Below are 25351 nucleotides of genomic sequence, written 5' to 3' on the forward strand. Positions count from 1 at the left end.
CCAATTACCGGCTGCGACAGTGATTTGACGTAGCGTCACCGACTGCGCGATAACCTCCACATGGCAGCACCCGTGGACGCCGCCCCCGAGCGCGGCATCGACCTCGGCGACCCCGCGTTCTGGCGGCTCCCGGAGGAGTCCCGCGTCGCGGCGTTCGCCCACCTGCGCGAGCGTTCCGGCCCGGTCGGGTTCACCGACCGGGCGACGGGGCGGAACTGCTGGGCGCTGGTGCGGCACGCCGACGTGATGACGGCCAGCCGGGCGCCGGAGGTGTACCTGTCGGGGCCGGGGGTGACCTCGCCGGAGCCGGCCCGCTGGGTGCGGACGGTGTTCGGGGACTCGATGGTCAACCTGGACGATCCCCGGCACGCGGACCTGCGCCGGGTGGTGGGGCGGGCGTTCACGCCCCGGCTGCTGGCCAAGGTGGAGGAGGACATCCGGGAGATCTCCGTCCGGCTGGTGGACCGGCTGGAGCGGGAGCGTCCGACGGACTTCGTGGACGCGGTCGCCGCGGAGCTCCCGTACCAGGTGATCTGCTCGATGATGGGCATCCCGGAGGAGCAGCGCCGCCGCATCCTGGCCCGGATCAACCGGGCGGCCGCCTCGGCGGGGGTGGCGCGCAGCGCGCTGCGGGTGCCGGGGCGCGGGCTGCGGGCGCTGGCGGCGATGCAGTTGACGGTGGCCGCGCTCGGTCGGGAGCGCCGCCGCCGCCCGACCGGCGACCTGATCTCCGCGCTGGTCACCGCCGACGTGGACGGCCGCCGGCTGGGAGCCCGCGAACTGGGCGCGTTCTTCTCGCTGCTGCTGGTGGCGGGCGTGGAGACCACCCGCAACGCGCTGGCCCACGGGCTGCACCTGCTGACGGTCAACCCCGAGCAGCGGGCGCTGCTGCTGGCCGACCTGGACGGACGCCTGGGCGGCGCGGTGGAGGAGATCGTCCGCTACTCGACGCCGATCGTGCAGTTCCGCCGCACCGTGGCGGTCGACCACCGGCTGTCCGGGGTGCGGCTCGCCGCCGGGGACAAGGTCGTGATGTTCTACGGCTCCGCCAACCGCGACGAGGCGGTCTTCGCCGCCCCGGACGCCTTGGACATCACCCGCTCGCCCAATCCGCACCTGGGGTTCGGCGGCGGCGGCCCGCACTTCTGCCTCGGGGCGCACCTGGCCCGGCAGGAGATGCGCACCCTGCTGCGCGAACTGTTCACCCGGCTCCCGGAGATCCGTTCCACGGCGGCGCCGGAGCTGGTGCCGTCCTCCTTCGACCACCGGGTCCGCTCGCTGCGCTTCACCTTCTGACCTGCGGACCTACGGCCGGAGCAGCCGGAAGGGGCGGCCACGAGGTGTGGCCGCCCCTTCCCGCGGGCGAGGGTCAGGACGGGTGGGTGCCCACCGCGTCGCGGACCTCCGCGCCGAGCACGCTGTTGGCGCGGGCGCAGTGCGCGCCGCAGAAGAAGCGGCCCGCGACCTCGACGCCGTGGCCGACGATCCGCACCGTGCACTGCTCGCAGCGCGGAGCCAGCTTCTCCATCGCGCACTCGAAACTGTCGAAGACGTAGGTGTCTCCGGTGATCGTCTTGATCTCGAAGGACAGCCAGTAGTCGTTCTGGCACACCACGCAGACCGCCATCTCGGGCTCCTCTCGCCGTACGGGTCCACCGCCGAGTCTTGGCCCGGCCGCGGCGGGCGGCAATCGGCGGCGGTCCGAACGGACAAAAGCTCACGCAAAGGGCATAAGCCATTCGATAATGGTCGGCAGGGCCCAGGGTTCAGCCGAGGAGGCCGAGATGATCATCCGAATCTGGGAGGCCCACGTCTCCCCGCACCGCGTCGAGGAGTTCTGCGCCCGCCTCGCCTCGACGGTGCTCCCCGGCCTCGGCCGCTGGGACGGCTTCCTCGGCGGGGAGCTGCTGCGCGCCTGCGCCGACGGCGACCACCGGGTCCAGATGATCACCCGCTGGCGCGACGAAGAGGCCCTGCGCGCCTACGCCGGCCCGATGTGGCGGATCCGCCCGGTCTGGTCCGAGGGCGAGCTCCACGACCTCGAACACCCGCCCACGGTCGTCCACTTCCACTCCCTGAGCCGCCTCGACACCGCCCCCGGGCAGCCCGCCGGGCAGTGATCAGCCGGCCACCGGGATCCCGCCGTCGGCCTTGACCTGCTTCATCGTCAGGTGCGAGTGCACCTGCGCGATGCCCGGCAGGCCGGACAGCACGTCGGTGACGAAGCGCTCGTACGCCGCCAGGTCCGCGACGGCCACCCGCAGCAGGTAGTCCGGATCGCCGAACAGCCGGTGCGCCTCGACCACCTCCGGCAGCTCCGCCACCCGGCGTTCGAACTCCGCCACCGTGGCGCGGTCCTCGTGGCGCATCACCACCGTCACGAACGGCTGGAAGGCCCGGCCCACCGCCGCCGGGTCGAGCTGGGCCCGGTAGCCGCGGATCACGCCCTGCTGTTCGAGCTGGCGGACCCGGCGCAGGCACGGGGACGGGGTCAGGCCCACCCGGTCGGCGAGTTCGGCATTGGTCAGCCGGCCGTCCTGCTGGAGCTCGTGGAGGATTCTGCGATCAAGGCGGTCCATGGCGCAACATTCTGCTAAACCACCGGGCTGACCAGCCGAAACGGGTCATCGGCTGCCAGTCGCGGACCGATAGCGTCCTGGACGTCCGCCACTCCGCCCGCCTCCCGAAGGTGCCATGGACCCGCACGCGCTGCTGCTCTTCCTCGGCGTCGACCTGCTGCTGGTCTGCACGCCGGGACCCGACTGGCTGTACATCGCCGCCCGCGGCCTCGGCCAGGGCCGCCGCGCCGCGCTCACCGCCGTCGCCGGGGTCTGCGCCGGCTACACCGTGCACACCGCGCTCTCCGCCGCCGGACTGGCCGCCGCCCTGCGCGCCGTCCCCGCCCTGCTGCCCGCGCTGCGCCTGGCCGGGGCCGGCTACCTGGCCTTCCTCGCCGTCACCATGCTGCTCACGCTGCGCCGGGGCGCCGCCGCGGCGGCGCCGACCGCCGCCCGGCCGCAACCCGCCCGCACGGTGCTGCGCCAGTCGCTGCTGACCGCCCTGCTCAACCCCAAGGGCCTGCTGCTCTACCTGTCGCTGGTCCCGCAGTTCGTCACGCCGTACGCCGCGCTGCCGGTGGGCGCCCAGGTCGCCGCGCTCGGCGCGGTCAACGTGCTGTCCTGCGCCGCCGTCTACTCGGCGGTCGCGCTCGCCACCGCCCGCCTGGGCGGCCGCCTCGGCGCCACCCCGACGGCGGCCCGCCGGCTCTCCGCGGTCTCCGCGGTCCTGCTGCTCGCGGTGGCGGGCGTGACCGCGGCCGCCTGACGGCCCGTCGGCCCGCCCGGCGGGCTCAGAGCGCCGCGGTGTCGTGGGCGGCGAGGGCGGCGCGCAGGGTGAGCAGGTCGGGGCCGCGGACGGCGTCCAGGCCGGTCAGGTCGGCGGTGCGGCGCAGCCGGTAGTCGACGGTGTTGGGGTGGACCAGCAGGCGGGCGGCGGTCCGGCGGCGGTCGAGGCCGCAGCCGAGGAAGGCGCGCAGGGTGTCGAGGAGTTCGGGGCGGCCGGCCAGCGGGGCGAGCAGCGCGGCGAGGGCGTCGCGGGCCGGCCCGGGGCGGCTGAGCTGGTACTCCAGCAGGACGTCTTCGAGCAGGTGCAGGCCCGGCCCGCGGCCGGTGGCCCCGGCGACCTGCCGGACGTCGGCGGCGAGCCGGACCGCGGCGGCCACGTCCTTCGGGGCGGCGGCGGTGGCGGCCACCAGCAGGTCGGCCCCGCAGGCGTGGGCCAGCCGCTCGACCAGCGCGGCCAGCATCTCGCGGTCGACGGCGCCGGCCGGGCCGGGGGAGTCGTCGGGCAGCAGCAGCGGCCCGCCGTCGGCGGCCAGCGCGGCGAGCGGCACCCCCTCCGTGCGGCGGTCCAACTCGGCGCGCAGGCGGCGGAGTTTGCGGCGGGCGACGACCGAGCGGTTGACACCGGGCCGGGACTCGTCGGGGTGCGGGCCGATGGCCAGCGACAGCACCAGGTAGCGGGCGGGCAGTCGGATCCCGGCCCGGTCGGCGGCGGCGCGCGGGTCGCCGCCCTCCAGCAGCCGGGACAGCAGGGCCTGCCGGGAGACCTGCTCGTCGCCGAGCGCGGCCTGCCGTTCCTGGACGTACCCGGCGGCGACCGCGCAGCTGACCACCTGCAGGTAGCCGAGCAGCCGGTCCTGCGCGGTGGCGATGTCGGGCAGGTCGGCGGGTTCGGCCTCGGCCAGCACCCGGGCCGCGCACAGCTGGGCGCCCAGGTGGTAGGCGCCGACCACGGACTCCAGCGGCACGCCCTCGTCGGCGCGCCGGGCGGAGGACTCGCGGATCCTCGCCAGCTCGCCCTCGCCGGGCAGCTCACCGGTGCGCATCACCTCGACGAACGCCCGGATGCCGCGCTCGACCTGACGGGTGATCTCGCCGCGCAGCTGCTCGGGCGGCAGCGCGTGGTAGGCCGGGAGCCGGTCCAGCAGGCGGGTCATCACCTCGGGGGCCAGCGCGGGGGCCAGCGCGAGCAGCCGCAGGTGGACGGGGCTGCCGCCGAACCGGGGTTCGACGGCGGCCGGTTCGGCGTTGGGTGCGGTCACAATCCACCTCGCGAATGTCTGTGCAGCGGCCCGGCGACGCGACTGTTCGGCGCGTCCATGATGGTTTCCCGGAGGTTACCTACCCGTAGGTAACTCCCGCGATCCCCCACCGTTGTCCAGGTCGCGCACCCACCCCCACAGAAACGGGAGAGCCATGTACCGAGCCGCCGCACGGCTGATCGCCACCGCCCTCGCCGCCGCCGCAGCGGCCACCGCCGCCCCGGCCGTGACCGCCTCCGCCGCCACCTCGGGCGACCCGTTCTACGCGTACGACGGCACCGCCCCGCTGTCGTCGATCGCGCCCGGTACCGTGCTGAAGACCCGCACCCTGCAGTACCACCTGCTGGGCCTGCCCACCCCCGTGCAGGCCGTCCAGCTGCTGTTCCGCACCACCGACGCGCAGGGCCGCCCCTCGGCCGGCGTCACCACCGTGGTCCGCGGCCTGGGCAGCGACGGCTCCAGGGCCGTCTCCTACCAGTCCTTCTACGACTCGCTGAACCCGGCCGACAGCCCGTCCCGGGCGATCGCCGGCGACCTCAGCCTGGGCGGGGCGATCGCCAACGCCGAGGCGCTGTTCGTGGTCCCGTTCGTGGCGCAGGGCTACGACGTGGTGATCCCCGACACCGAGGGCCAGAGCGCGGACTTCGCGGCCGGGCCGGAGTACGGCACCACCACGCTGGACTCGATCCGGGCCGCCTCCGCCTCGCCGGCCACCGGCATGAGCGCCACCACCCGGGTCGGCATGCTCGGCTACTCCGGCGGCGCGATCGCCACCAACTGGGCCGCCGCGCTCGCCCCGTCCTACGCGCCGGACGTCAACCGCCGCCTGGTCGGCTTCGCGGAGGGCGGCCTGCTGGTCGACCCCGCGCACAACCTGAAGTACGTGGCCGGCGGGGTGGTCTGGCCCGGCGTCATCCCGATGGCGATCATCGGCGTGGCCCGCGCCTACGACCTCGACCTGCAGCCCTACCTGAGCGACTACGGCAAGCAGGTGTACGCGAAGATGCAGGACGCGTCCATCGTGAACGCGCTCGGCCAGTACCCCGGGCTGAGCTGGCAGAAGCTCGCCAAGCCGGAGTACGCGAACCCGAACTCGGTGCCCGCCTTCCTGGCCGCCGTCAACAAGGTCAACCTCGGTTCGGCGCCCACTCCGAGCGTCCCCGGCTACATCGCGCAGGGCAACGGCGGCGTGCTGGAGGGCACCTTCAGCAACATCTCCGGCATCGGCACCGGCGACGGCGTGATGGTGGCCGGCGACGTCCGCGCGCTGGCCCGGCAGTACTGCGCCACCGGCAACAGCAAGATCAAGTTCCAGCAGTACGACCTGCTCAGCCACCTCGGCGCGGCCGTCCCGTGGGCCCCCACCGCGGTCCTCTACCTGAACGACCGCTTCGCCGGGAAGTCCGCCCCCACCGACTGCGGCTGGATCCCGTCCGGCAACTCGCTCGCCCCCGAGAAGCCCGCGCTGGCGGGCTGAGCACCACCGGGGGTCCCGCCCACCGCGGTGGGCGGGACCCCCGGCCGACGGGGCCGACGCGGCGTCAGAGGTCGCGCGGGTACGCCTTCGCGCCGCTGCGGATCCGGAGCGCGGCGACGATCTCGGTGACGCCGAGGACGATCAGGCCGCAGGCCGCCAGCACCGCCAGCGCCTTGATCGAGTGGGCCGGCCACACCATCAGCACGATGCCCGCCACCACGCTCAGACCGCCGACGAAGCCCTGCCAGCCGCGGGCCGGCATCTGCGGGTCGGAGGCCACCGCGGCGAGGTGGGTGATGCCGCGGAACAGCCAGCCAATGCCGATCCACAGCGCCAGCAGCAGTACCGACTGCGCGGCCGACCGGAAGCACAGCAGCCCCAGCAGCACGCAGATCGCGCCGCTGATGAACGCCAGCACCCGCATCGCCGTCGCCACGTGCGTGCCGAACGCGGCGACCAGCTGCACCACGCCGATCACCAGCAGGTACACGCCGAACAGCACGCCGACCACCCACAGCGTCTGCTTCGGCCACACCACCACGACGATCCCCAGCGCCAGCGAGATCAGCCCGCCCGCCAGCACCGCCTGCCAGGCCAGCCGGGCCAGTTGCTGGAACGGGCCTGGCAGGTCGTCGCGGGAGTCGATCCGGTACGGGGCACTCATGGCTCCTCCGAGAGGCCGGTGCGGAAAGGGCAGGACACCTACCACCCTCCGCGCCCGCACCTGGATCCGCCACCGCCCGTTCACCCTTTCGGACCGACCCGCCGTCTACTATCTGACGCTATGACGGATCAGGGGCGGGGGAGCCCGGGGGCGTTGGCGGAGGACGGCGACCCGGAGCCGGGGACCGCCGCCACCGGCGAGCCGATCGGCGGGCACTACATCGTCTGCGGCGGGAACTCGCTCGCGCACCGGCTGATCCTCGAACTCACCGAGCAGTACGAAGTCCCGGTGGTCGCCGTGGTGCCGGACCGGTCGCGCGAGCACGGGCCGGCGATCGGTCAGATACCCGGTGTGGCGGCCGTCCTGGAGTACTCGACCGTCACCGGCGAGGCGCTCGGCGCGGCGGGCGTCGAGCGGGCGCGCGGGATCGCCCTGATGGACGGCACCGACCAGGAGAACATCCACGCCGCGCTGGCCGCCGAGAACCGCAACCCCGGGGTGCGGATCGTGCTGCGGATCTTCAACCAGCGGCTCGGCGAGCACCTGGAGAAGCTGCTGCCCAACTGCGCGGCGCTGTCCGGCTCCGCGACCGCCGCACCCGCCTTCACCAACGGCGCGCTGAACCGCCCGCACACCGTCGAGGTCGGCGGTCGGCAGCTGTACGTCGCCTACGGCCAGGACATCCGGAGCAACCAGGTCTGCCTGGTCGCCGACCGGATCGACCGCCAGGACCTCAGCCGGCTGCGGTTGCTGCCCGAGACCGGCGGCCGGGCGGCCGACTTCATCCGGCTCGCCGAGCGTTTCGGCAGCGGCGAGGGCCCGATCGAACTCGGCCGCCCCGACCTCACCCCCGCCCACGGGGGCGGCGACCTCGCCGCGCTTCAGCCGCTCGACACCGAACCGCCGCTGCGGCCGCCGCTGCGCAAGCGCCTGAAGTGGTGGCTGCTCGACAGCCTCAAGTACTTCACCAACACCCGGCTGCGGATGATCCTGATCACCGCCTTCGCGGCGATCGTGGTCGGCGCCGCGGTGCTCGCCCGGCACAGCACCCACCCCGGCGGGATCGGCTGGACGCTGTACTTCACGCTGCTGGACGCCGCCGGCGCCGTGCAGCCCGACGTGCCGGGGCAGGTGCTCGGCGACGCCTGGGCGCGGGCCGCCCAGGTGCTGATCACCTTCTGCGGCATCACCTTCGTCCCCGTCGCCACGGCGATCGTGGTCGAGGCGCTGGCCAGCGGCCGCCGCGGCGCGCCCCGCCCGCCCGGGGCCCGCACCCGCGACCACGTCATCGTGGTCGGCCTCGGCAACGTCGGCACCCGGGTCGCCACCCTGATCCACGGCACCGGCCTGCCGGTGGTCTGCTTGGAACGCGACCCGCAGGCCCGCGGCATCGCCGCCGCGCGCGCCCTCGGCATTCCCGTCCTGATCGGCGACGGCCCGCTGGAGGCGCAGCTCAAGCAGGCCCAGGTCAAGCACGCCCGCGCCGTCGTCGCCGTCACCTCCGACGACGCCGTCAACCTCGAAGCCGCCCTCGAAGCGCGCGCCGTCCGCCCCGAAGTCCGCATCGTGGTGCGGCTGTTCGACGACGACTTCGCCCACCATGTGTACGCCACGCTGGGCAACGTCGCCTCCCGCTCGCTCTCCTACCTGGCCGCCCCCGCCTTCGCCGCCGCCCTGATGGGCCGTGAAGTCCTCGGCACCCTCTCGGTCTTCCGGCACGTGCTGCTGGTCGCCGAGCTCACCGTCGAGGAGGGCTCCGCGCTCGACGGCGTGAACCTCGGCGACCTGGAAGGCCCCGGCGGCGTCCGCGTCCTCGCCGTCCGGCTGCAACGCCGCACCGAGGTCTACCAGTGGAACTTCGCCGACCGCTCCCGTCGCCTGGCCACCGGCGACCGCATCGTGGTCGCCGCCACCCGCGCCGGGCTGGCCCGCATCATCCAGGAGCCGGGGTCCCCGGCCGGCGAGGCAGCCGACCTGCCCTGACCGGACCGGCCCGGGGTGCGGGTGGCGGCGACCACGACGGCTACTTGTTGGTGAAGTCGGGGCGGCGCTTCTCGGCGAAGGCGGCCATGCCTTCCTTCTGGTCGGCGGTGGCGAAGGCGGCGTGGAAGAGGCGGCGCTCGAACCGGACGCCCTCGGCGAGGGTGGTCTCGAAGGCGCGGTTGACGGACTCCTTCATCATGACGGCGGCGGGCAGCGACATCGCGGCCACCGTCTCCGCCACGGTCAGGGCCTCGGTGAGCAGCTGGTCGGCGGGGACGATGCGGGAGACCAGGCCGGCGCGTTCGGCTTCCTCGGCGGGCATCATGCGGCCGGTCAGGCAGAGGTCCATGGCCTTGGCCTTGCCGACGGCGCGGGTGAGGCGCTGCGAGCCGCCGATGCCGGGGATGACGCCGAGCTTGATCTCCGGCTGGCCGAACCTGGCGGTGTCGGCGGCGATCAGGATGTCGCAGAGCATCGCCAACTCGCAGCCGCCGCCGAGCGCGTAGCCGGCGACGGCGGCGACCACGGGCTTGCGGAGGCGGCCGAGCTCGTCCCAGGGGCCGAGCCAGTCGTCGAGGTAGACGTCCGGGAAGCGGTTGTCCTGCATCTCCTTGATGTCGGCGCCGGCGGCGAAGGCCTTCTCGGACCCGGTGACCACCAGCGCGCCGATCTCCGGGTCGCGGTCGAAGGCCTTCGCCGCCGCCACCACCTCGTTCATCAGCTCGGTGTTGAGCGCGTTGAGCGCCTCGGGACGGTTGAGGGTGATGATGCCGACCCGGCCCTTGCGGTCGACCAGGATCGTCCTGTACTCGGTCATCGCCGCTTATCCTCTCCACGCTGAGCGGAACTCTGACGGTGCATACGATCTCCGAACGCCGCCCCGGATGCCAGTCTCGACAGGCGAGACGATGGTCACCTCGACAGCCGCAGGTCACCGCCCTCGGGGACGGCGAAGAAGCGTTCGACGTCGGCGGCGGTCACCTCGGCGAGGGCCGCGGGCCGCCACTGCGGGTTGCGGTCCTTGTCGACGACCTGGGCGCGGATCCCCTCGACCAGGTCGTGGTGGGCGAGGGCGGCGCAGGAGATCCGGTACTCCTGGTCGAGGGCGGCGGCCAGCGAGGGCAGCGCGCGGGCCCGGCGCAGCGCGGCCAGGGTGACCTTGAGCATGGTCGGGGACTTGGCGTGCAGCTGCTCCGCGGCGTCCTTGGCGGCCGGCAGGCCGGTGGCCTCCAGCCGCGCCAGGATCTCCTCGACGGTGTCGGCGGCGTAGCAGTGGTCGATCCACTCGCGCTGCTCGGCGAGTTCGGACGGCGGGGCGGGCTCGGCGAACGGCGTGATCGGCTCGCCGGCGGCGAGCGCCGCGGTGAGGGCGGGGAGCGCGGCGGAGCGGACGTAGTGGTCGGCGAAGCCGCAGTACACGGCGTCGGCGCCGGTCATGGTGGCGGCGGTGAGGGCCAGGTGGGTGCCGAGCTCGCCGGGGGCGAGGGCCAGCAGGCGGCTGCCGCCGACGTCGGGGACCAGTCCGATCCGGGTCTCCGGCATGGCGACGGCGGAGCGTTCGGTGACCACCCGGACCGCGGCGTGCGCGGACAGGCCGACCCCGCCGCCCATGGTGATGCCGTCCATCAGCACCACGTACGGCTTGGGGTAGCGGGAGATCAGCTCGTTGAGGGGGTACTCGACCCGGAAGAAGGCCCGGCCGCCGGCGCCGCCGAGCTTGGCGTCGTCGTGGATGGCGCGGATGTCGGCGCCCGCGCACAGGCCGCGCTCACCGGCGCCGGCGAGCAGGACGGCGGCGACCTCGGGGTCCTCGGCCCAGGCGTCCAGGGCGGCGCGGACGGTCTCCAGCATGGCGTGGGTGAGGGAGTTGAGGGCGCGCGGCCGGTTCAGGGTGATCCGGCCGAGGCGGCCGACCCGCTCGACCAGTACGTCCTGCTGCGTGTCCATCGCCACCGCTCCCGTCCGGAAAGTACGAAGATTCCTGGTGTGCACCGTACCGGGCCCGCCGGGCGGGTCGGCGGGCCCGGTACGACGGGGTCAGCAGGGCCGCAGCGGAGTGGTGAGCAGGACGACCCGGGGGGCGGGGGCGACCTCCTGCGGTGCGAAGCCGCAGAGCAGCACCGGGCGGGCGGCGCCGGGGGCGAGCGGCATCGCCTGGGTCTGCGGGACGGGCATCAACAGGTTGGCGGCGGCGAGCGCGGCTCCGCAGACCAGGGTGCGCAGCTTCATCATCGGGGGTCCTCCGGGGAGAGAGTTGTCCGCAAACGGTCGCGGCCTCTCCCTTCGGCGCCGGGCGTGGGCGGCCCGGCTCGGGGGGAGGTCGCTGGGTGTGCGTCAACTTCTAGCGGCGGGCGCGTCCGCGGCCCCGGAATCTCACCCGTGTGGCGGCGTGCTGCGGGCGCGCCGTTGACGCGCCCGCAGCCTGACGGAGGATCAGCTGCTCAGTGGCTCAGCCGATGATCCGTCCGGTGACCTCGCCGAAGCCGACCCGCAGGCCCCCCGGCCCGGGGGCGGTGGCGGTGATGGACACCTCGTCGCCGTCCTCCAGGAAGGTGCGGGAGGTGCCGTCGGGGAACTTGAGCGGGTGCTCGCCGTTCCAGGTCAGTTCGATGAGCGCGCCGCGGGTGTCCGGCTCGGGGCCGGAGACCGTGCCGGAGGCGTACAGGTCGCCGGTGCGCAGGCTCGCGCCGTTGGCGGTGAGGTGGGCCAGCTGCTGGGCGGCGGTCCAGTACATGGTGGCGAACGGCGGCCGGGAGATGCGGCGGCCGTTGAGCGACACCTCCATCGCCAGGTCCAGGCCCCAGGGCTCGGCGGCCCGGTCGTCCAGGTAGGGCAGCGGTTCGACGTCGCGGACCGGCGGGGCGACCCGGGCGTGCTGCAGGGCGTCCAGCGGGACCACCCAGGGGGAGACCGAGGTGGCGAAGGACTTGCCGAGGAACGGGCCGAGCGGCACGTACTCCCAGGCCTGGATGTCGCGCGCCGACCAGTCGTTGAGCAGGCAGACGCCGAACACGTGCTCGGCGAAGTCGGCGAGCGCGACGGGGGCGCCCATGGCGCTGGGCGTGCCGACCACGAACGCGACCTCCGCCTCGATGTCCAGGCGGCGGGTCGGGCCGTGGTCCGGCGCGGCGTCGGCGGGGGCCTTGCGCTGGCCGTGCGGGCGGGTCACGGGGGTGCCGGAGACCACGACGGTGCCCGCCCGGCCGTGGTAACCGATCGGCAGGTGCTTCCAGTTGGGGGTGAGCGGCTCCTGGCCCGGGCGGAAGATCTTGCCCAGGTTGGTGGCGTGGTGCTCGGAGGCGTAGAAGTCGACGTAGTCGGCGACCTCGAACGGCAGGTGCAGCTCCACGTCGGCCAGGTCCAGCAGACAGCGCTCGACGGCCGGGCGGTGGGCGGCGTCGGTGAGCCACTCGGTGACTGCTCCGCGCGCCGCCTGCCAGGTCGAACGCCCGGACGCCATCAGCGGGTTGAGGCTCTCGGCGTCCAGCAGCGCGGACGGGCTGCCGACCGCCCGGGCGGCCGCGCCGGCGTCCAGCACCCGCTCGCCGATCCGGACGCCGATCCGCCGCAGGCCGGGCCGGTCGGCGGCGGTGAACACTCCGTAGGGGAGGTTGTGCACGCCGAACGGCGAGTCTTCGGGCAGGTCGAGCCAGGTCGCGGTGGTGCTCAAGAGGTCTCCAGGAGGCCGAGTCGGGCGAGGTCTTCCAGCGGCTCGGCGATGCTACAGGTGCCGAACGAGGTGAAGGCGTGTCGGATCCGGCCGACCTGATGCTCCGTCAGCGACTCGACAGCGGTGGCGAGTCGGGCCCCGTCCCGTTCGGCGAGCAGCTCGGTGGCCCGCGCCCGGTCGGAAGTCCCGGCCGCCAGCAGCAGGTTGAGGAAGCCGTGGTGCTCGTAGCCGGTGCCGAGGTCGGTGTGCCGCACCGCGTTGTGCAGGCCCGCCGTGCACTTGTACGGCAGCGAGCGCTCGGCGCAGCCCACCAGGAAGTCGGCGAGCTCCGTCACCGACGGGAAGGCGGCGTGACCGAGGCCGCCGGTGCGGTACTTGGCGCGGTAGCGGGTGCCGGCCAGGGCGTCCAGGCCGTCCGCGAGGGCGGCCGATCGGGGCAGCTCGACGGCCGCCCCGACCCCGTCCGGCAGCAGCGCGTCCAGCTCGGCCACCGCCGCCCGGACGTCCTCGCCCGCCGCGTACTCGACGGTGGCGACGGTCAGCCCGTCGGCGGCCTTCAACGCCTCCGCCAGCCGGCCGCTCGGCACCACCAGGCCGACGGCGAACTCCGGTTCCAGCGCGCGCAGTTCGGCCAGCCGGTCGACGGGCGCCAGCAGCGGGCCGACCGCCCCGGCGTACGGGGCGGCGCGGTGCGCCCGGTGCGCGGGGACGGCCTCGGCCAGCGGCAGGTCGCCGGGCGGGAAGACCGCCGCGTCGTCGAACAGCCCCCGGTACAGCTCGGGTACGTTCATCGCCTCGCCCAGGTCCACGCGTAGTTCGGGTCCTCGCTGGCGGTGGCGGCCTCGCCGAGCTCCAGCGGGCGGAAGGTGTCCACCATCACCGCCAGCTCGTCGAAGAACTCCACGCCGATCGAGCGCTCGTAGGCGCCCGGCTGCGGGCCGTGGGTGTGGCCGCCCGGGTGCAGCGAGATCGACCCCTGTCCGATGCCGGAGCCCTTGCGGGCTTCGTAGTTGCCGCCGCAGTAGAACATCACCTCGTCACTGTCCACGTTCGCGTGGTAGTACGGGACGGGGATCGACAGCGGGTGGTAGTCCACCTTGCGCGGCACGAAGTTGCAGATCACGAAGTTGTTGCCCTCGAACACCTGGTGGGCCGGCGGGGGCTGGTGCACCCGCCCGGTGATCGGCTCGAAGTCCGCGACGTTGAACGCGTACGGGTACAGGCACCCGTCCCAGCCCACCACGTCGAACGGGTGGTTCGGCACCGTGTAGCGCGTGCCCACCACGCCGTTCGTACCGCGGTGCTTGACCAGCACGTCCACCTCGCCGCCGTCCACCAGCAGCGGGCCGTCCGGCCCGCGCAGGTCCCGTTCGCAGTACGGCGCGTGCTCCAGCAGCTGGCCGTACTTGGACAGGTAGCGGCGGGCCGGGGTGATGTGGCTGTTGGCCTCGATGCAGTACGCCCGCAGCGGCGCCCCGCCGGTCGGCACCCAGCGGTGGGTGGTGGCCCGCGGGATCACCACGTAGTCGCCCTGGCCGACCGTCAGCGAGCCGAACACCGTCTCCAGCTCGGCCGTTCCGGACTCCACGTACACGCACTCGTCGCCCAGGCCGTTGCGGTACAGCTCGCTGGGCGCGCCCGCCGCCACGTAGGAGATCCGCACGTCCGCGTTGCCGAGCACCAGCCGGCGGCCGGTGACGGCGTCCGCGGACTTCCACTCCTCGCCGGGGAACAGCTCGTGCAGCTTCAGGTGGCGGGGGAGCAGCGGGAGGTTGGCGGTGGTGGACTGGTCCGGCAGCTCCCACACCGAGGCGGCCGTCACCGCCGAGGGGATGTGCCGGTGGTACAGCAGCGAGGAGTCCGAGAAGAAGCCCTCCTCGCCCATCAACTCCTCGTAGTAGAGGCCCCCCTCGGGGGTGCGGTGCTGGGTGTGCCGCTTGGGCGGCACCGAGCCCAGCTGCCGGTAGTACGCCATCGTCCCGCTTCTCCCTGTCGCCCTCGAAGTGCCGGTCAGAGGTTGCCGCGCCGGTCCTGCTCGCGCTCGATGGCCTCGAAGAGGGCCTTGAAGTTGCCCTTGCCGAAGCCCAGCGAGCCGTGCCGCTCGATGAACTCGTAGAACACGGTCGGCCGGTCGCCGATCGGCTTGGTGAAGATCTGCAGCAGGTAGCCGTCCTCGTCGCGGTCCACCAGGATGCCGCGCGACTTCAGCTCCTCGATCGGGACCCGCACCTTGCCGATGCGCTCGCGCAGCTCCGGGTCGTCGTAGTAGGAGTCCGGGGTGTTCAGGAACTCCACGCCGCGCGAGCGCAGCACGTCGACCGTGGTGAGGATGTCGTTGGTGGCCAGCGCCATGTGCTGGCAGCCCGGGCCGGTGTAGAACTCCAGGTACTCGTCGATCTGCGACTTCTTCTTGGCGACGGCCGGCTCGTTCAGCGGGAACTTCACCCGGTGGTTGCCGCTCGCCACCACCTTCGACATCAGCGCCGAGTAGTCGGTGGCGATGTCGTCGCCGACGAACTCCGCCATGTTCACGAAACCCATCACGCGGTTGTAGAAGGACACCCACTCGTCCATCTTGCCCAGCTCGACGTTGCCCACCGCGTGGTCCAGCGCCTGGAACAGCCGCTTCGGCGCGCCCGCCGGCCGGACCACCGTCGACTCGCGCGCCACGTAGCCCGGCAGGTACGGGCCGGTGTAGCGGGAGCGGTCGACCAGGGTGTGCCGGGTCTCGCCGTAGGCGGCGATCGCCGCGCGCCGCACGGTGCCGTGCTCGTCCGAGACGTCGTTCGGCTCCTCCAGGATCGTGGCCCCCTGGGCGCGGGCGTGCGCGATGCACTTGTCGACGTCCGGGACCTCCATCGCCAGGTCCACCACGCCGTCGCCGTGGCGGCGGTGGTGGTCCAGCAGCGGGCTGTCCGGCGACACCCCGCCCTTGATCACGAACCGGCAGGAGCCGGAGCGCAGCACGAACGCCTTCCGGTCGCGGCGGCCGGTCTCCGGGCCCGAGTACGCCACCAGCTCCATGCCGAACACGGCCTGGTAGAACTGCGCCGTCTGGGTCGCGTTGCCGACCACGAAGACCACCGCGTCCTGCGCGGTGACCGGGAACGGGTCGGTCGTGGCGTCGTACTCGACCAGGCCCACCAGGGTGCGCAGCTGCTCGGCCGTCAGTCCGGCCTCCAGCTCTTCGGGGGTCAGTTCCACAGCGGCGTCGGCGGTCATCGGTGCATTCCTCCACGTCGAGGTCGGTTGCGCAGAGCTTGCTCCTGCTCGGTGAGGTGGGCAACAGGTCCGATTCCGGCTGCTCAATGTGTACAAGATGAGCAGCGGTGCGGGGTCATGACCGGGCGGATTGTTCAGTGATTCCCCCGATCGCCGCCCGGCCGGCCGTCCGCACCCGCCGTGAGGTGGTGGACGAACCACTGTGCGGCGAGCTCCGCGACCACCTCCAACGCGCCCGGCTCCTCGAACAGGTGGCCGGCGCCGGGCACGATCTGCAGCGCGGCCGGGCAGCGCAGCGCGGCCCTGGCCCGGCGGTTGAGCTCGACCACCTCCTCGTCCGCGCCGCCGACGATCAGCAGCGTCGGGGCCTCCACCTGCGGCAGCCGGGCCTCGGCGAGATCCGGGCGGCCGCCGCGCGAGACGATCGCCCCCGGGTCGACGCCCGGCTCGGCCGCGGCCCACAGCGCGGCCGCCGCGCCCGTGCTGGCGCCGAAGTACCCGAACGGCAGGCCGGTGAGCGCCGGGTGGTGGTTCAGCGCGTGGGTGGCCTCCACCAGGCGGCCGCCGAGCAGCCCGGGGTCGAACACCTTCCAGCGGTCGTCCGCCTCACGGGGCGTCAGCAGGTCGAACAGCACGGTGGCCAGGCCGTTGCCGTGCAGCTCCGCCGCCACCCGGCGGTTGCGCGGGCTGGCCCGGTTCGAGCCGCTGCCGTGCGCGAACAGCACCACCGCCGCGGCCCGGTCGGGCACCGCGACGGCGGCCGGGCCGGCCGCCAGCGGCAGTTCGTACTCCGTGACAAGGGGGGACCCGTGGTGCGCCGGCCGGTCCAGGGCGGCGATCACCTCGGCGTCGGTGGTCTGCCGGAAGTCGCGGTAGAACTCGCCGACGGCCAGGAACCGGGACGGCGCGTGCACCGCGACGTACTCGTCCGCCGCGCCGCCGAGCCGCGCCGTCCAGTCGTGCGGGGCGACCGGCACCGCCAGCACCACCCTGGCCGCGCCCCGCGCCCGGACGATCCGGCACGCCGCCAGCGCCGTCGACCCCGTCGCCACGCCGTCGTCCACCACCAGCACCGTCCGTCCGGCCAGCGGCAGCGGGGCGTGGCCCCGGCGGTACGCGGCGGCGCGGCGGGCCAGCTCCGCGCGCTCCCGGGCCTCGACGGCGGCGAACTCGTCCGCGGCGACGCCGACCGCGTCCACGATCTCCTGGTTGACCACCCGCGCGCCGTCCTCGCCGACCGCGCCCATCGCCAGCTCGGGCTGGCCCGGCGCGCCCACCTTCCGGATCACGCACACGTCCAGCGGGGTCCGCAGCGCCCGGGCGACCTCGGCCGCCACCGGCACTCCGCCCCGCGGCAGTGCCACCACCACGGCATCGCGGAACTCGGCGGCGGCGAGGGCGGCCGCGAGACGTCGTCCCGCATCGGCCCGATCGGTGAACTGCATGGCGGAACCTCTCCGCTCTCCACGGTACGCGCGGGCGGGGTCCGGGGCAGGTCCCCGCCCGCTGACGCTCCGTCCGTCGGCGCTCGCGCTCCGCGTCCGCGAATTCCGGCAAGCGGAAAGATAAGTAGCGAATAAGGACAAACCGGTGGGTAGCGTTATTTATCGCTCCGAGCGGGTAGCGACCAGTTGGCTCGCATGTCCCGACTACGAGGAGGTGGTCCCGGTGTCGACCCAGCTACCGTCGGGTATGGAACACCATCCGGACATTCTGGCCCTGCGTGAGCAGGCTGAGCGCGTCACCTCGACGACCGCAGGGCAGGGAACCGAGGCGCTGGCGATCTGTGCCGGGCTGTTCCTGGCGATCTCGCCGTGGGTGGTCGGCTACACCGGCTTCGCCGGGCTGACCGTCAGCAACCTGGTCCTCGGTATCGCCTACGCCGTCCTGATGGCCGGCTACGGCCCGGCCTTCGGCCGCACCCACGCCCGCGCCTGGGCCTGTGTGGCGATCGGCGCATGGACGGTCATCGCCCCGTGGGCCGTCAACGGCGGAGCGCACATCCGCCGGACGATCCTGACCAACGTGATCACAGGTGGCGTCATGACCTGCCTGGCGCTGGCCGCAGTCGGCATGGCCTTCGCCGGGATGTCCGGCAGGGCGAGCCGCCGCGGCTGACCCGTCCGTCGATCCACCACCCCGCCCGCCCCGGCCCCGCGACCGGGACGGGCGGTCGCGCGTCTACCGGCGGACCTCGGTGAGGACCAGCCGCTCGCCCGGGAAGCCCGCGACCTCGACCGGTGCGCCGAGGCCCCCGCCGAGGTTCAGGTGGAACAGCGGCTCCATGAACAGGAGTTCGGCGACCTCCTGCTCGGCCGCGGTGAGCGCCGGAGCGAAGGACGCCGCGCCGGACCACACGCCGTCCTCGACCCGGACCTCGACCACGACGCCGAAGTCGCCCAGGCAGACCGAGTCGTTCGCCCACCACTCGAGGCGCGCGGGCCCCCGCCAGATGTCCACGGCGCCAGTATGCCCGGTGGCCGGAGGGTGAACGGCCCGTACGGGATCGGTCACGGCGGGGTGCGGGCGGGCATGGCCGCGCCGGTCGGCGGGCAGCCAGGGTGCGGGAGGGGTGGGAGAGATGCGCGGGCGGGAGCGGGAGTTGGCGGGGCTGCGGGAGCGGGTCCGGGTGGTGCGGGAGCAGGGCGAGGCGCGGCTGCCGGAGCTGGTGGAGGCGCTGCACCGGTGGTGCGCGGCCCTGATGGGGGACCGGGCGCGGGCCGCCGAGCTGGAGGCCGCACTGGTCGAATGCGTGGACGCGGCGCGGCGGTTGGCGCGCAGCCGGCCCGAGTACCTGCCGGGGCTGGCGGCCGCGCTGTACCGGCAGTCGCTGGTGCTGGGGACGCAGGGCGGGCGGTCCGGCGCGCTGCCGGTGGCCGGCGAAGCGGTCGGGCTGTACCGGGAGCTGGCGGACGAGGACGGCCGGGTGTTCGGCCCGCCGCTGGCCGCCGCGCTGGAGAACCTGGCCAACCAGCTGGCGGGCGTGGGCGCCCGGCAGGAGGCGGTGACGGTAGTCCGCGAGGCGGTGGCGTTGCGGCGGCGGCTCGCCGACCGGCACCCGGACGCCGAGCGGGCGGCCGAACTGGCCTCGGCGCTGGCGGACCTGGGGATCGTGCTGGGCGAGGCGGGCCGGCACGAGGAGGCGCTGGGCCCGGCCCGCGAGGCGGTGGTCAAGTACCGGGCGCTGGGCGGCGGGCAGGGCCCGGAGCGGGTCGCGTACTGGGCGGCGCTGCTGAGCCTGGCGCAGGAGTTGGAGCACACCGGCCGGCGCCAGGAGCGGGACCGGCTGCTGGTGGAGATCGGCGAGACCCGTCGGCGCGCGGCCCGGCGGAACCCGGAACTGGTCGCGCACCTGGATGCCGCGCTGCAGGCCGGCGGGTACCGGGTCGGTGCCACCGGGCTCCCCGAGCGGATCGGGCCGCCCCCGCCGCGGGACGCGCCGCCGGCGGACCGTCCGCGCGGGATCGCCGAGCTGACCGCCCGCGGGCATGCGATGGCGGCGCGCGGCGAGGTGGCCGGGGCGGTGGCGGCGTTCCGGGAGGCGGCGGCCGCGGCGCGCAAGCTGCCCGCCGAGGACGTGCGGGCCCGGCTGACGCTGGCGGCGGTGCTGCACGACCTGGGCCTCGCGCTGGGCTGGGCGGGCCGTCCGGCCGAGGCGGTGCCGGTGCTGCAGGAGTCGGTGTGGCGCTACCGGGCGCTGCTGGCCTCCCGCGGTGCGCCGGTGCGGCCGCTGCTGGCCGAGGCGCTGGACACGCTCGGGTCGCGGCTGGCCGCGGTGGGCCGGCACCGGGAGGCGCTGGCCGCGACCCGGGAGGCGGTGGAGGTGCAGGAGCCGGCCGCCGAGTGGCCCGAGGCCGAGCGTGAAGTGCGGGAGCTGGGGCGGATGTTGAACAACCTGAGCATCCGGTACGCGGACCTGGAGCGGCATCCGGACGCCCGGGACGCCTCGCGCCGCTCGGTGGCCAGGTACCGAGAGGTGGCCTCCGAGGAGCCCGACCACCTGTCGGGACTGGTGCACGCACTGGCCAACCTGGCGCTGCGCGAGGCCCGGTTGGAGCACACCGGGCCGGTCCCCGCGCTGGTGCGCGAGACGATCGGGCTGATCGACCGGCCGGTGCGCTTCCCGCCGGGCTCGCAGCGCGCCCAACTCGCGGAGTCGCTGCGCTGGTTGGCCTGGTACCTGCGCCGCCACCGGGAGCGTGGCACGGCCCGCCTGGCCGAGCGGGCCGCCGCGCGACTGGAGAGCTGACGACCGATCAGTCGGCCCGCTGCGGGCGGGTCATCCGCAACACGTCGAGCGCCTCGTCGAGTTGGGCCTCGGTCAGCAGCCCGCGCTGCACGTAGCCCCGGTCGAGGACGACCTGGCGGATGGTGCGGCGTTCGGCGAGGGACTGCTTGGCGACCTTGGCGGCCTCCTCGTAGCCGATGTACCGGTTGAGCGGGGTGACCACGGAGGGGGAGGACTCGGCGAACTCGCGGGCCCGTTCGACGTTCGCCGTCAGCCCGTCGACGGCGCGATCGGCCAGCAGGCGCGCCGAGTTGGCCAGCAGCCGGATCGACTCCAGCACGTTGCGGGCGATCACCGGGAGCATCACGTTCAGCTCGAAGTTGCCGCTCGCGCCGGCCACCGTGACGGTGGCGTCGTTGCCGATCACCTGGGCGGCCACCATCAGGACCACCTCGGGCAGCACCGGATTGACCTTGCCCGGCATGATGGACGAACCGGGCTGCAGGTCCGGCAGGTTGAGCTCGCCGAGGCCGGTGCGCGGGCCGGAGCCCATCCACCGCAGGTCGTTCGCGATCTTGGTGAACCCGACCGCCACGGTGCGGAGCTGGCCGCTCAGCTCGACCAGGCCGTCCCGGGCGCCCTGCGCCTCGAAGTGGTCGCGGGCCTCGGTCAGCGGCAGGCCGGTGGCCGCCGCCACCTCGGCGATCACCGCGGCCGAGAACCCGGGCGGAGTGTTGATGCCGGTGCCCACCGCCGTTCCGCCGAGCGGCAGTTCGGACACCCGGGGGAGCGTCGCGTACAGCCGCTCGACGCCGTACCTGACCTGCGCCGCGTAACCGCCGAACTCCTGGCCGAGGGTGACCGGCGTGGCGTCCATCAAGTGGGTGCGGCCGGACTTCACCACCGCGGCGAAGTCCTCCGCCTTCGCCACCAGCGCCCGGGCCAGGTGCTCCAGCGCTGGAATCAGGTCGTGGGTGACGGCCGCCGTGGCCGCGACGTGGATCGAGGACGGGAACACGTCGTTGGACGACTGCGAGGCGTTGACCTGGTCGTTCGGATGGACGGGGCGGCCCAGCCGCTCGCTCGCCAGGGTGGCGATCACCTCGTTGGCGTTCATGTTGGACGAGGTGCCGGAGCCGGTCTGGAACACGTCCACCGGGAACTGCCCGTCCCAGCGGCCCTCGGCGACCTCCTCGGCGGCCGAGCGGATCGCCGCCGCCACGTCCGCCTCCAGTACGCCGAGGTCCGCGTTGACGGCCGCCGCCGCGGCCTTGATCCGGGCCAGCGCCGCGATGTGGGCGCGCTCCAGGCGCTGCCCCGAGACGGGGAAGTTCTCCACCGCACGCTGGGTCTGCGCCTGCCACTTGGCCGTCGCCGGCACCCGGACCTCGCCCATCGAGTCGTGCTCGATCCGCCAGCGCTGCCCGTTCTCCTCGTTCTGCACAGCCTGCTCGTCCGCCATGGTCGGTACACCTCCTGGACGGCTCAGCCTTCCACGGCCGCCAGGCATTCCCGGGGTGCCCCGGCCGCGTGTCGGCGGGGCTCGCCCGGGCGGCGGTCAGCCGTGGTAGGAGGCGATGATCTTGGTGAAGGCGTACGCGGACTGGCTGATCCCGCTGCACGCGTCGCCCGCCGGGGTGCCGGAGGGGCAGGCGCGGTCCCGGTTGACGGCCCAGAAGGTGAACCGGGCCAGGTGGTGGGACTTGGCGTAGTTCAGCATCGTGGTGAAGTCGGCGGTGGTCACCGTCTCGTCGGACTCGTCGGTCTTCCCGTTCATCGAGGAGATGCCGATGTGCTTGTACGCCGTCGCCGAGTCGTAGCCGTAGGCACTCGCCACCGCGTTCTTCAGGCCGTCCGCGGCCTTGGTGGAGACGGCGCCCATCGTGCCGCTGTGGCCGCCGAAGTCGAACGGCATGATGGTCCAGCCGTCGACCGCCAGGCCCGCCGCCGCACCCTTCTTGATCAGGTCCAGGCCGGCCGAGTCCGGGCCGCTGGTGGTGGTGCCGAAGGTGACGTACACCTTCAGGCCCGGGTTGTCGGCCTTCACCGTCTTCAGTGCGCTGATCACCCGCTGACGGACCGTCGCGCTGGCCACCTCGGTGTTCTCGATGTCGATGTCGATGGCCTTCAGCTTGTAGGCGCTGATCACCTTCTGGTAGGCCCCGGCGAGCGCGGCGGCCGACGTGCACTTCTCGCCCAGCTTGTTGCCGCTCCAGCCGCCGAAGGAGACCAGGACGTCGCCGCCGGCCGAGCGGATCGCGTTGACGGCGCTCTGGTCGCTGCCGCCGGTCAGGGCGCGGGAGCCGTCCCACTTCGGGTTGCAGCTGCCGTCGGAGAGCATGAAGGCCAGCGTGAACTGGGTGGCGCCGGTCGCCTGCATCACCTGGACCGGATTCTGCGGGCTGCCCCAACCCAGGTACTCGTAGGGGGCGTTGAGGCCGACCGGGTCGGGTGAGGCGGCCTGCCCGGCGGGGGCCAGGGCGAGCGCGCCGGCCGACAGGGCGGCGGTGGCGGCGAGGGCGAGGAGCGGGCGGGCGAGGGCGTGCTTGGCCATGGGTCACCGTTCCGTGGGGAGGTCCTGGCGCGGCCCGGCGGACGGGAACGCGCAACTATTAGGAAAGCTTCCTAACGTGACAGGGAATCAGTCCGCCCTGTCCGCGTCAAGGCCCAGGACCGGACCGGCATACTCGTCGGCAACGAGAACACCGGCCCGCCCCGAACCCTCCGAGGAGCCAGTCCATGCCCACCGCACCCGACGGCCGCCCCGACCCGCTCGACCTGCTCGGCGTCGACGAGCTGCTCACCGAGGACGAGCGGCTGATCCGCGACTCGGTCCGGGCGTTCACCGAGCGGCACGTCCGGCCGCAGCTCGCCGACTGGTTCGAGCACGGCACCTTCCCGGTCCGTGAACTCGCGCCCGAACTGGGCAAGTTGGGCGTCCTCGGGATGCACCTGGAGGGATACGGCTGCACCGGCTCCACCGCTACCGAGTACGGCGTCGCCTGCATGGAGCTGGAGGCCGCCGACTCCGGGCTGCGCAGCTTCGTCTCGGTGCAGGGCTCGCTCGCCATGCGCTCCATCCACGCCTTCGGCTCCGAGGAGCAGAAGCTGCGCTGGCTGCCCGAGTTGGCGGCCGGCCGGGCCGTCGGCTGCTTCGGCCTGACCGAACCGGAGGCCGGCTCGGACCCGGCCTCGATGCGCACCAGGGCCCGGCGCGACGGCGGCGACTGGATCCTCGACGGCGCCAAGATGTGGATCACCAACGGCTCGGTCTCCGACGTCGCCGTGGTGTGGGCCGGCACCGAGGACGGCGTGCGCGGGTTCCTGGTCCCGCGCGGCACCCCCGGCTTCACCGCCCGCGACATCCCCGGCAAGCTCTCCCTGCGGGCCTCCGTCACCAGCGAACTCGCCTTCGACGGCGTCCGGTTGCCCGCCGACGCGATGCTGCCGACCGCCCGCGGCCTGCGCGCCCCGCTGTCCTCGCTCGGCGAGGCCCGCTACGGCATCCTGTGGGGCACCGTCGGCGCCGCCCGGGACTGCTACCGGGCCGCCGTCGACTACGCCCGCGACCGGGTCCAGTTCGGCCGCCCGCTCGGCGGCTTCCAGCTGACCCAGCAGAAACTCGTCGACATGGCACTGGAGTTGGAGAAGGCCTACCTGGTCGCCGTGCGGATCGGCCGGCTCAAGGACGAGGGGCGCGCCCAGCCCGCGCACATCTCCTTCGGCAAGCTCAACAACGTCCGCACCGCCCTGGAGATCGCCCGCACCGCCCGCACGATCCTGGGCGCCAACGGCATCACCACCGCCTACCCGGTGCTCCGGCACGCCAACAACCTGGAGTCGGTGCTCACCTACGAGGGCACCTCGGAGATCCACACGTTGGTGCTCGGCGAGGCGATCACCGGCGAGTCCGCCTACCGCTGAGCCGCCACCCGGCCCGGCGGGCGGCGCTCGGCGCGGTCCAGCGCGTGCTTGAGCACCTCGCACGCCTGCACGTGGTTGCCGGACTCCTGGAGCAGGTCGGCGAGCCGGCGGCAGACCAGCACCGCCTCCGGCCCGAACGATCCGTGGGTGCGGTGGAAGGCCTGCTCCAGGACCTCCACCGCCTCCCGGACGTTGCCCGTGTCGGCGAGCAGATCGGCCAGTTCGAGCTGCACCGACAGGGTGCTGCCGTCCCCGCCCGGCGGGCTCTCCCGCAGGGCCAGCCGCAGCACCGGCAGCGCGTCCCTGGTCCGCCCCGAGGCCCGCAGCACCCGGGACAGGTTCAGCCCCGCCACCGCCACCGCCGACCGCACCTCCACGCCCAGCACCGGGCCGGCCGCCGCCTCCGGGTGCGCCGCCCTGGCCCGGTTGCGCACCAGCGGCAGCCGGCCCACGTGGTTCTCCTGCACCGACTGGGGCAGCGGCCGGTTCTTGCCCCGCAGCCGGTCGTGCAACTCCCGGTACAGGGTGTCCAGGTCGAGCAGCTCCGGCCCGTCCGGCACGCCCCCGCGCAGCACCGCCAGCAGCTCCGCGGTGAACGCGGTGTGGGTCTCGCCCTCCGGGGACAGCGCCACCCGGTTGCCCGGCGAGGCCGCCAGCACGTACGCGCCGTCGATCGCGGCCTGTGCGGCCAGTGCCTCGCCGCCCCCGCCCATGGTGCGGGCCGCCCGGCCGCTGAAACAGCAGTCCAGCACCACGATCCGGCGCTCCGCCCGGGAGGCCCGGACCGCCGCCCGCACGTGCTGGTAGGCCACCGCCGTGTAGCCGACGTTCTCCCGGGAGCCGGTCAGCGCCAGGTACAGGTCCGCCGACTCGGCGTCGCGCAGGCCGTGGCCGCTGAAGTACACCAGCAGGGTGTCGGTCGCCTCCGCCGCCGCGCGGTGCACCGGGTCCAGCATCGCCGCGACGTCCGCCGGGTCCTCGACCAGCAGGCAGTGCTGCTCCGGCAGCCCCCAGACGGTGGCGTCCCGGGGCACGGCCGACAGGTCGCGCAGGTTGGCGGCGACCGCCGGGAGCTGATCGAGGTTCAGGTAGCCGGAGCCGCCGATCAGCACCGCACGGGAGGCCGCCGGGTCAGGCAGGGTGCTCATCGGCGCTGCTCTCGGAGGCGGCCGGGGCGGCCGGGGCGGCCGCGGCGGCAGTGGGGTCGGCTGCCAGCAGTGCGGTGAGCGCCCGGACCGCCGCCGCGTCGTACGGGCCGCCGGCGGGCACCTCCAACTCCAGGTCCCCGCGCCGTAGCCGGAGCGTCGCGGGCTTCCGGCGGGCGTCCCGCCACTGCAGGATCGACACGGCGAGGGCGCCGGCCGACAGCGAGGAGCCGATGGCCAGTTGCAGCACGTCGAACAGGCCGCCGCCCATCCGGCCCGGCACCGCCGGCCCGCCGGTGGCCCAGCCGGTCCGGACGGCCCCGGCCAGGTCCTCGTCCAGGACGATCCAGTCGCGCAGCGAACGCAGCGCCTCCCCGGCGTCGTCACCCCCGTCCCGGTCGGCGACGGCGATGCTGATCTCGAACTCGGGCACGG

Annotated in this window: 25 protein-coding genes; 8 read left to right on the forward strand and 17 right to left on the reverse strand. The window is 74.0% G+C overall.

Going from position 1 to position 25351, the window contains the following annotated elements:
- Window positions 1-60 precede the first annotated feature (60 nt).
- Entirely contained in the window at window positions 61-1296 is a 1236-nt protein-coding gene (locus BX266_RS28680; protein WP_099904451.1) for a cytochrome P450, read from the forward strand.
- Window positions 1297-1369: 73 nt separating this feature from the next.
- Here the strand turns inward: BX266_RS28680 and BX266_RS28685 are convergent, their stop codons facing one another.
- Window positions 1370-1627 carry a Prokaryotic metallothionein gene (locus BX266_RS28685; protein WP_099904453.1) on the reverse strand — a complete coding sequence of 86 codons (258 nt, stop codon included), beginning with the start codon at window positions 1625-1627 and terminating at the stop codon, window positions 1370-1372.
- 157 nt (window positions 1628-1784) lie between these two features.
- Here BX266_RS28685 and BX266_RS28690 point away from each other — a divergent pair, with 157 nt between their 5' ends.
- Complete coding sequence (locus BX266_RS28690) at window positions 1785-2120, forward strand: antibiotic biosynthesis monooxygenase (protein WP_180290650.1); 336 nt, start codon at window positions 1785-1787, stop codon at window positions 2118-2120.
- On the opposite strand, the gene BX266_RS28695 is transcribed toward BX266_RS28690, so the two are convergent.
- Window positions 2121-2579 (reverse strand): Lrp/AsnC family transcriptional regulator, encoded by a 459-nt coding sequence (locus BX266_RS28695; protein WP_099904458.1) that lies wholly within the window; start codon window positions 2577-2579, stop codon window positions 2121-2123.
- A gap of 115 nt (window positions 2580-2694) precedes the next feature.
- Between BX266_RS28695 and BX266_RS28700 the strand changes: the two genes are divergently transcribed.
- Entirely contained in the window at window positions 2695-3324 is a 630-nt protein-coding gene (locus tag BX266_RS28700) for a LysE family translocator (protein ID WP_099904460.1), read from the forward strand.
- Between the two features lie 25 nt (window positions 3325-3349).
- Here BX266_RS28700 and BX266_RS28705 read toward each other — a convergent pair whose 3' ends face one another.
- Window positions 3350-4603, reverse strand: a complete 1254-nt coding sequence (locus BX266_RS28705; RefSeq protein ID WP_259464897.1) for a CdaR family transcriptional regulator — start codon at window positions 4601-4603, stop codon at window positions 3350-3352.
- Between the two features lie 154 nt (window positions 4604-4757).
- Between BX266_RS28705 and BX266_RS28710 the strand changes: the two genes are divergently transcribed.
- Complete coding sequence (locus BX266_RS28710) at window positions 4758-6080, forward strand: lipase family protein (protein WP_099904465.1); 1323 nt, start codon at window positions 4758-4760, stop codon at window positions 6078-6080.
- Window positions 6081-6144: 64 nt separating this feature from the next.
- Here the strand turns inward: BX266_RS28710 and BX266_RS28715 are convergent, their stop codons facing one another.
- On the reverse strand, window positions 6145-6744 hold the full coding sequence (locus tag BX266_RS28715; RefSeq protein ID WP_099904467.1) for an HdeD family acid-resistance protein: 600 nt from the start codon (window positions 6742-6744) through the stop codon (window positions 6145-6147).
- Window positions 6745-6864: 120 nt separating this feature from the next.
- Here BX266_RS28715 and BX266_RS28720 point away from each other — a divergent pair, with 120 nt between their 5' ends.
- A complete protein-coding gene (locus tag BX266_RS28720; RefSeq protein ID WP_099904469.1) occupies window positions 6865-8727 on the forward strand; it encodes an NAD(P)-binding protein in 1863 nt (620 codons plus the stop codon).
- 40 nt (window positions 8728-8767) lie between these two features.
- Here BX266_RS28720 and BX266_RS28725 read toward each other — a convergent pair whose 3' ends face one another.
- From BX266_RS28725 to BX266_RS28760, 8 genes are all read right to left on the reverse strand, one after another.
- A complete protein-coding gene (locus BX266_RS28725; protein ID WP_099904471.1) occupies window positions 8768-9544 on the reverse strand; it encodes an enoyl-CoA hydratase in 777 nt (258 codons plus the stop codon).
- Between the two features lie 95 nt (window positions 9545-9639).
- On the reverse strand, window positions 9640-10674 hold the full coding sequence (locus BX266_RS28730; protein ID WP_099904473.1) for an enoyl-CoA hydratase/isomerase family protein: 1035 nt from the start codon (window positions 10672-10674) through the stop codon (window positions 9640-9642).
- Window positions 10675-10764: 90 nt separating this feature from the next.
- Window positions 10765-10956, reverse strand: coding sequence for a hypothetical protein (locus tag BX266_RS28735; protein WP_143687020.1), 192 nt, complete (start codon window positions 10954-10956; stop codon window positions 10765-10767).
- A gap of 220 nt (window positions 10957-11176) precedes the next feature.
- A complete protein-coding gene (gene fahA, locus BX266_RS28740) occupies window positions 11177-12397 on the reverse strand; it encodes a fumarylacetoacetase (protein ID WP_099904477.1) in 1221 nt (406 codons plus the stop codon).
- Window positions 12394-13206 carry a hypothetical protein gene (locus tag BX266_RS28745; protein ID WP_259464898.1) on the reverse strand — a complete coding sequence of 271 codons (813 nt, stop codon included), beginning with the start codon at window positions 13204-13206 and terminating at the stop codon, window positions 12394-12396. Before BX266_RS28745 ends, fahA begins: the two co-directional genes overlap by 4 nt.
- Window positions 13185-14372: a homogentisate 1,2-dioxygenase gene (locus BX266_RS28750; RefSeq protein ID WP_099904479.1), complete on the reverse strand. Its 1188-nt coding sequence runs from the start codon at window positions 14370-14372 to the stop codon at window positions 13185-13187. The genes BX266_RS28745 and BX266_RS28750 overlap by 22 nt, the downstream gene beginning before the upstream one ends.
- Window positions 14373-14407: 35 nt before the next feature.
- Window positions 14408-15619, reverse strand: coding sequence for a 4-hydroxyphenylpyruvate dioxygenase (gene hppD, locus BX266_RS28755; RefSeq protein ID WP_099904481.1), 1212 nt, complete (start codon window positions 15617-15619; stop codon window positions 14408-14410).
- A gap of 134 nt (window positions 15620-15753) precedes the next feature.
- On the reverse strand, window positions 15754-17064 hold the full coding sequence (locus BX266_RS28760; protein WP_099904483.1) for a phosphoribosyltransferase family protein: 1311 nt from the start codon (window positions 17062-17064) through the stop codon (window positions 15754-15756).
- A gap of 247 nt (window positions 17065-17311) precedes the next feature.
- Between BX266_RS28760 and BX266_RS28765 the strand changes: the two genes are divergently transcribed.
- Window positions 17312-17737, forward strand: a complete 426-nt coding sequence (locus BX266_RS28765) for an SPW repeat protein (protein ID WP_099904485.1) — start codon at window positions 17312-17314, stop codon at window positions 17735-17737.
- Window positions 17738-17800: 63 nt separating this feature from the next.
- Here BX266_RS28765 and BX266_RS28770 read toward each other — a convergent pair whose 3' ends face one another.
- Window positions 17801-18079: a hypothetical protein gene (locus BX266_RS28770; RefSeq protein ID WP_099904487.1), complete on the reverse strand. Its 279-nt coding sequence runs from the start codon at window positions 18077-18079 to the stop codon at window positions 17801-17803.
- Window positions 18080-18200: 121 nt separating this feature from the next.
- Here BX266_RS28770 and BX266_RS28775 point away from each other — a divergent pair, with 121 nt between their 5' ends.
- Complete coding sequence (locus tag BX266_RS28775) at window positions 18201-19868, forward strand: tetratricopeptide repeat protein (RefSeq protein ID WP_099904489.1); 1668 nt, start codon at window positions 18201-18203, stop codon at window positions 19866-19868.
- 7 nt (window positions 19869-19875) lie between these two features.
- Here BX266_RS28775 and BX266_RS28780 read toward each other — a convergent pair whose 3' ends face one another.
- Window positions 19876-21309 (reverse strand): aspartate ammonia-lyase, encoded by a 1434-nt coding sequence (locus tag BX266_RS28780; RefSeq protein WP_099904491.1) that lies wholly within the window; start codon window positions 21307-21309, stop codon window positions 19876-19878.
- A gap of 96 nt (window positions 21310-21405) precedes the next feature.
- The gene (locus BX266_RS28785) at window positions 21406-22401 is read right to left on the reverse strand and encodes a chitinase (protein WP_099904493.1); all 996 of its coding nucleotides are present in this window, start codon (window positions 22399-22401) and stop codon (window positions 21406-21408) included.
- Between the two features lie 185 nt (window positions 22402-22586).
- Here BX266_RS28785 and BX266_RS28790 point away from each other — a divergent pair, with 185 nt between their 5' ends.
- Window positions 22587-23771 carry an acyl-CoA dehydrogenase family protein gene (locus BX266_RS28790; protein WP_099904495.1) on the forward strand — a complete coding sequence of 395 codons (1185 nt, stop codon included), beginning with the start codon at window positions 22587-22589 and terminating at the stop codon, window positions 23769-23771.
- On the opposite strand, the gene BX266_RS28795 is transcribed toward BX266_RS28790, so the two are convergent.
- The gene (locus BX266_RS28795; RefSeq protein ID WP_099904497.1) at window positions 23762-24919 is read right to left on the reverse strand and encodes a caspase domain-containing protein; all 1158 of its coding nucleotides are present in this window, start codon (window positions 24917-24919) and stop codon (window positions 23762-23764) included. The two genes, BX266_RS28790 and BX266_RS28795, sit on opposite strands and share 10 nt — an antisense overlap.
- Window positions 24903-25349 carry an effector-associated constant component EACC1 gene (locus BX266_RS28800; protein WP_099904499.1) on the reverse strand — a complete coding sequence of 149 codons (447 nt, stop codon included), beginning with the start codon at window positions 25347-25349 and terminating at the stop codon, window positions 24903-24905. The genes BX266_RS28795 and BX266_RS28800 overlap by 17 nt, the downstream gene beginning before the upstream one ends.
- Window positions 25350-25351: the final 2 nt, after the last annotated feature.

Origin of the sequence: Streptomyces sp. TLI_171 (genome assembly GCF_003610255.1) — a bacterium.
Taxonomy (GTDB): Bacteria; Actinomycetota; Actinomycetes; order Streptomycetales; family Streptomycetaceae; genus Kitasatospora.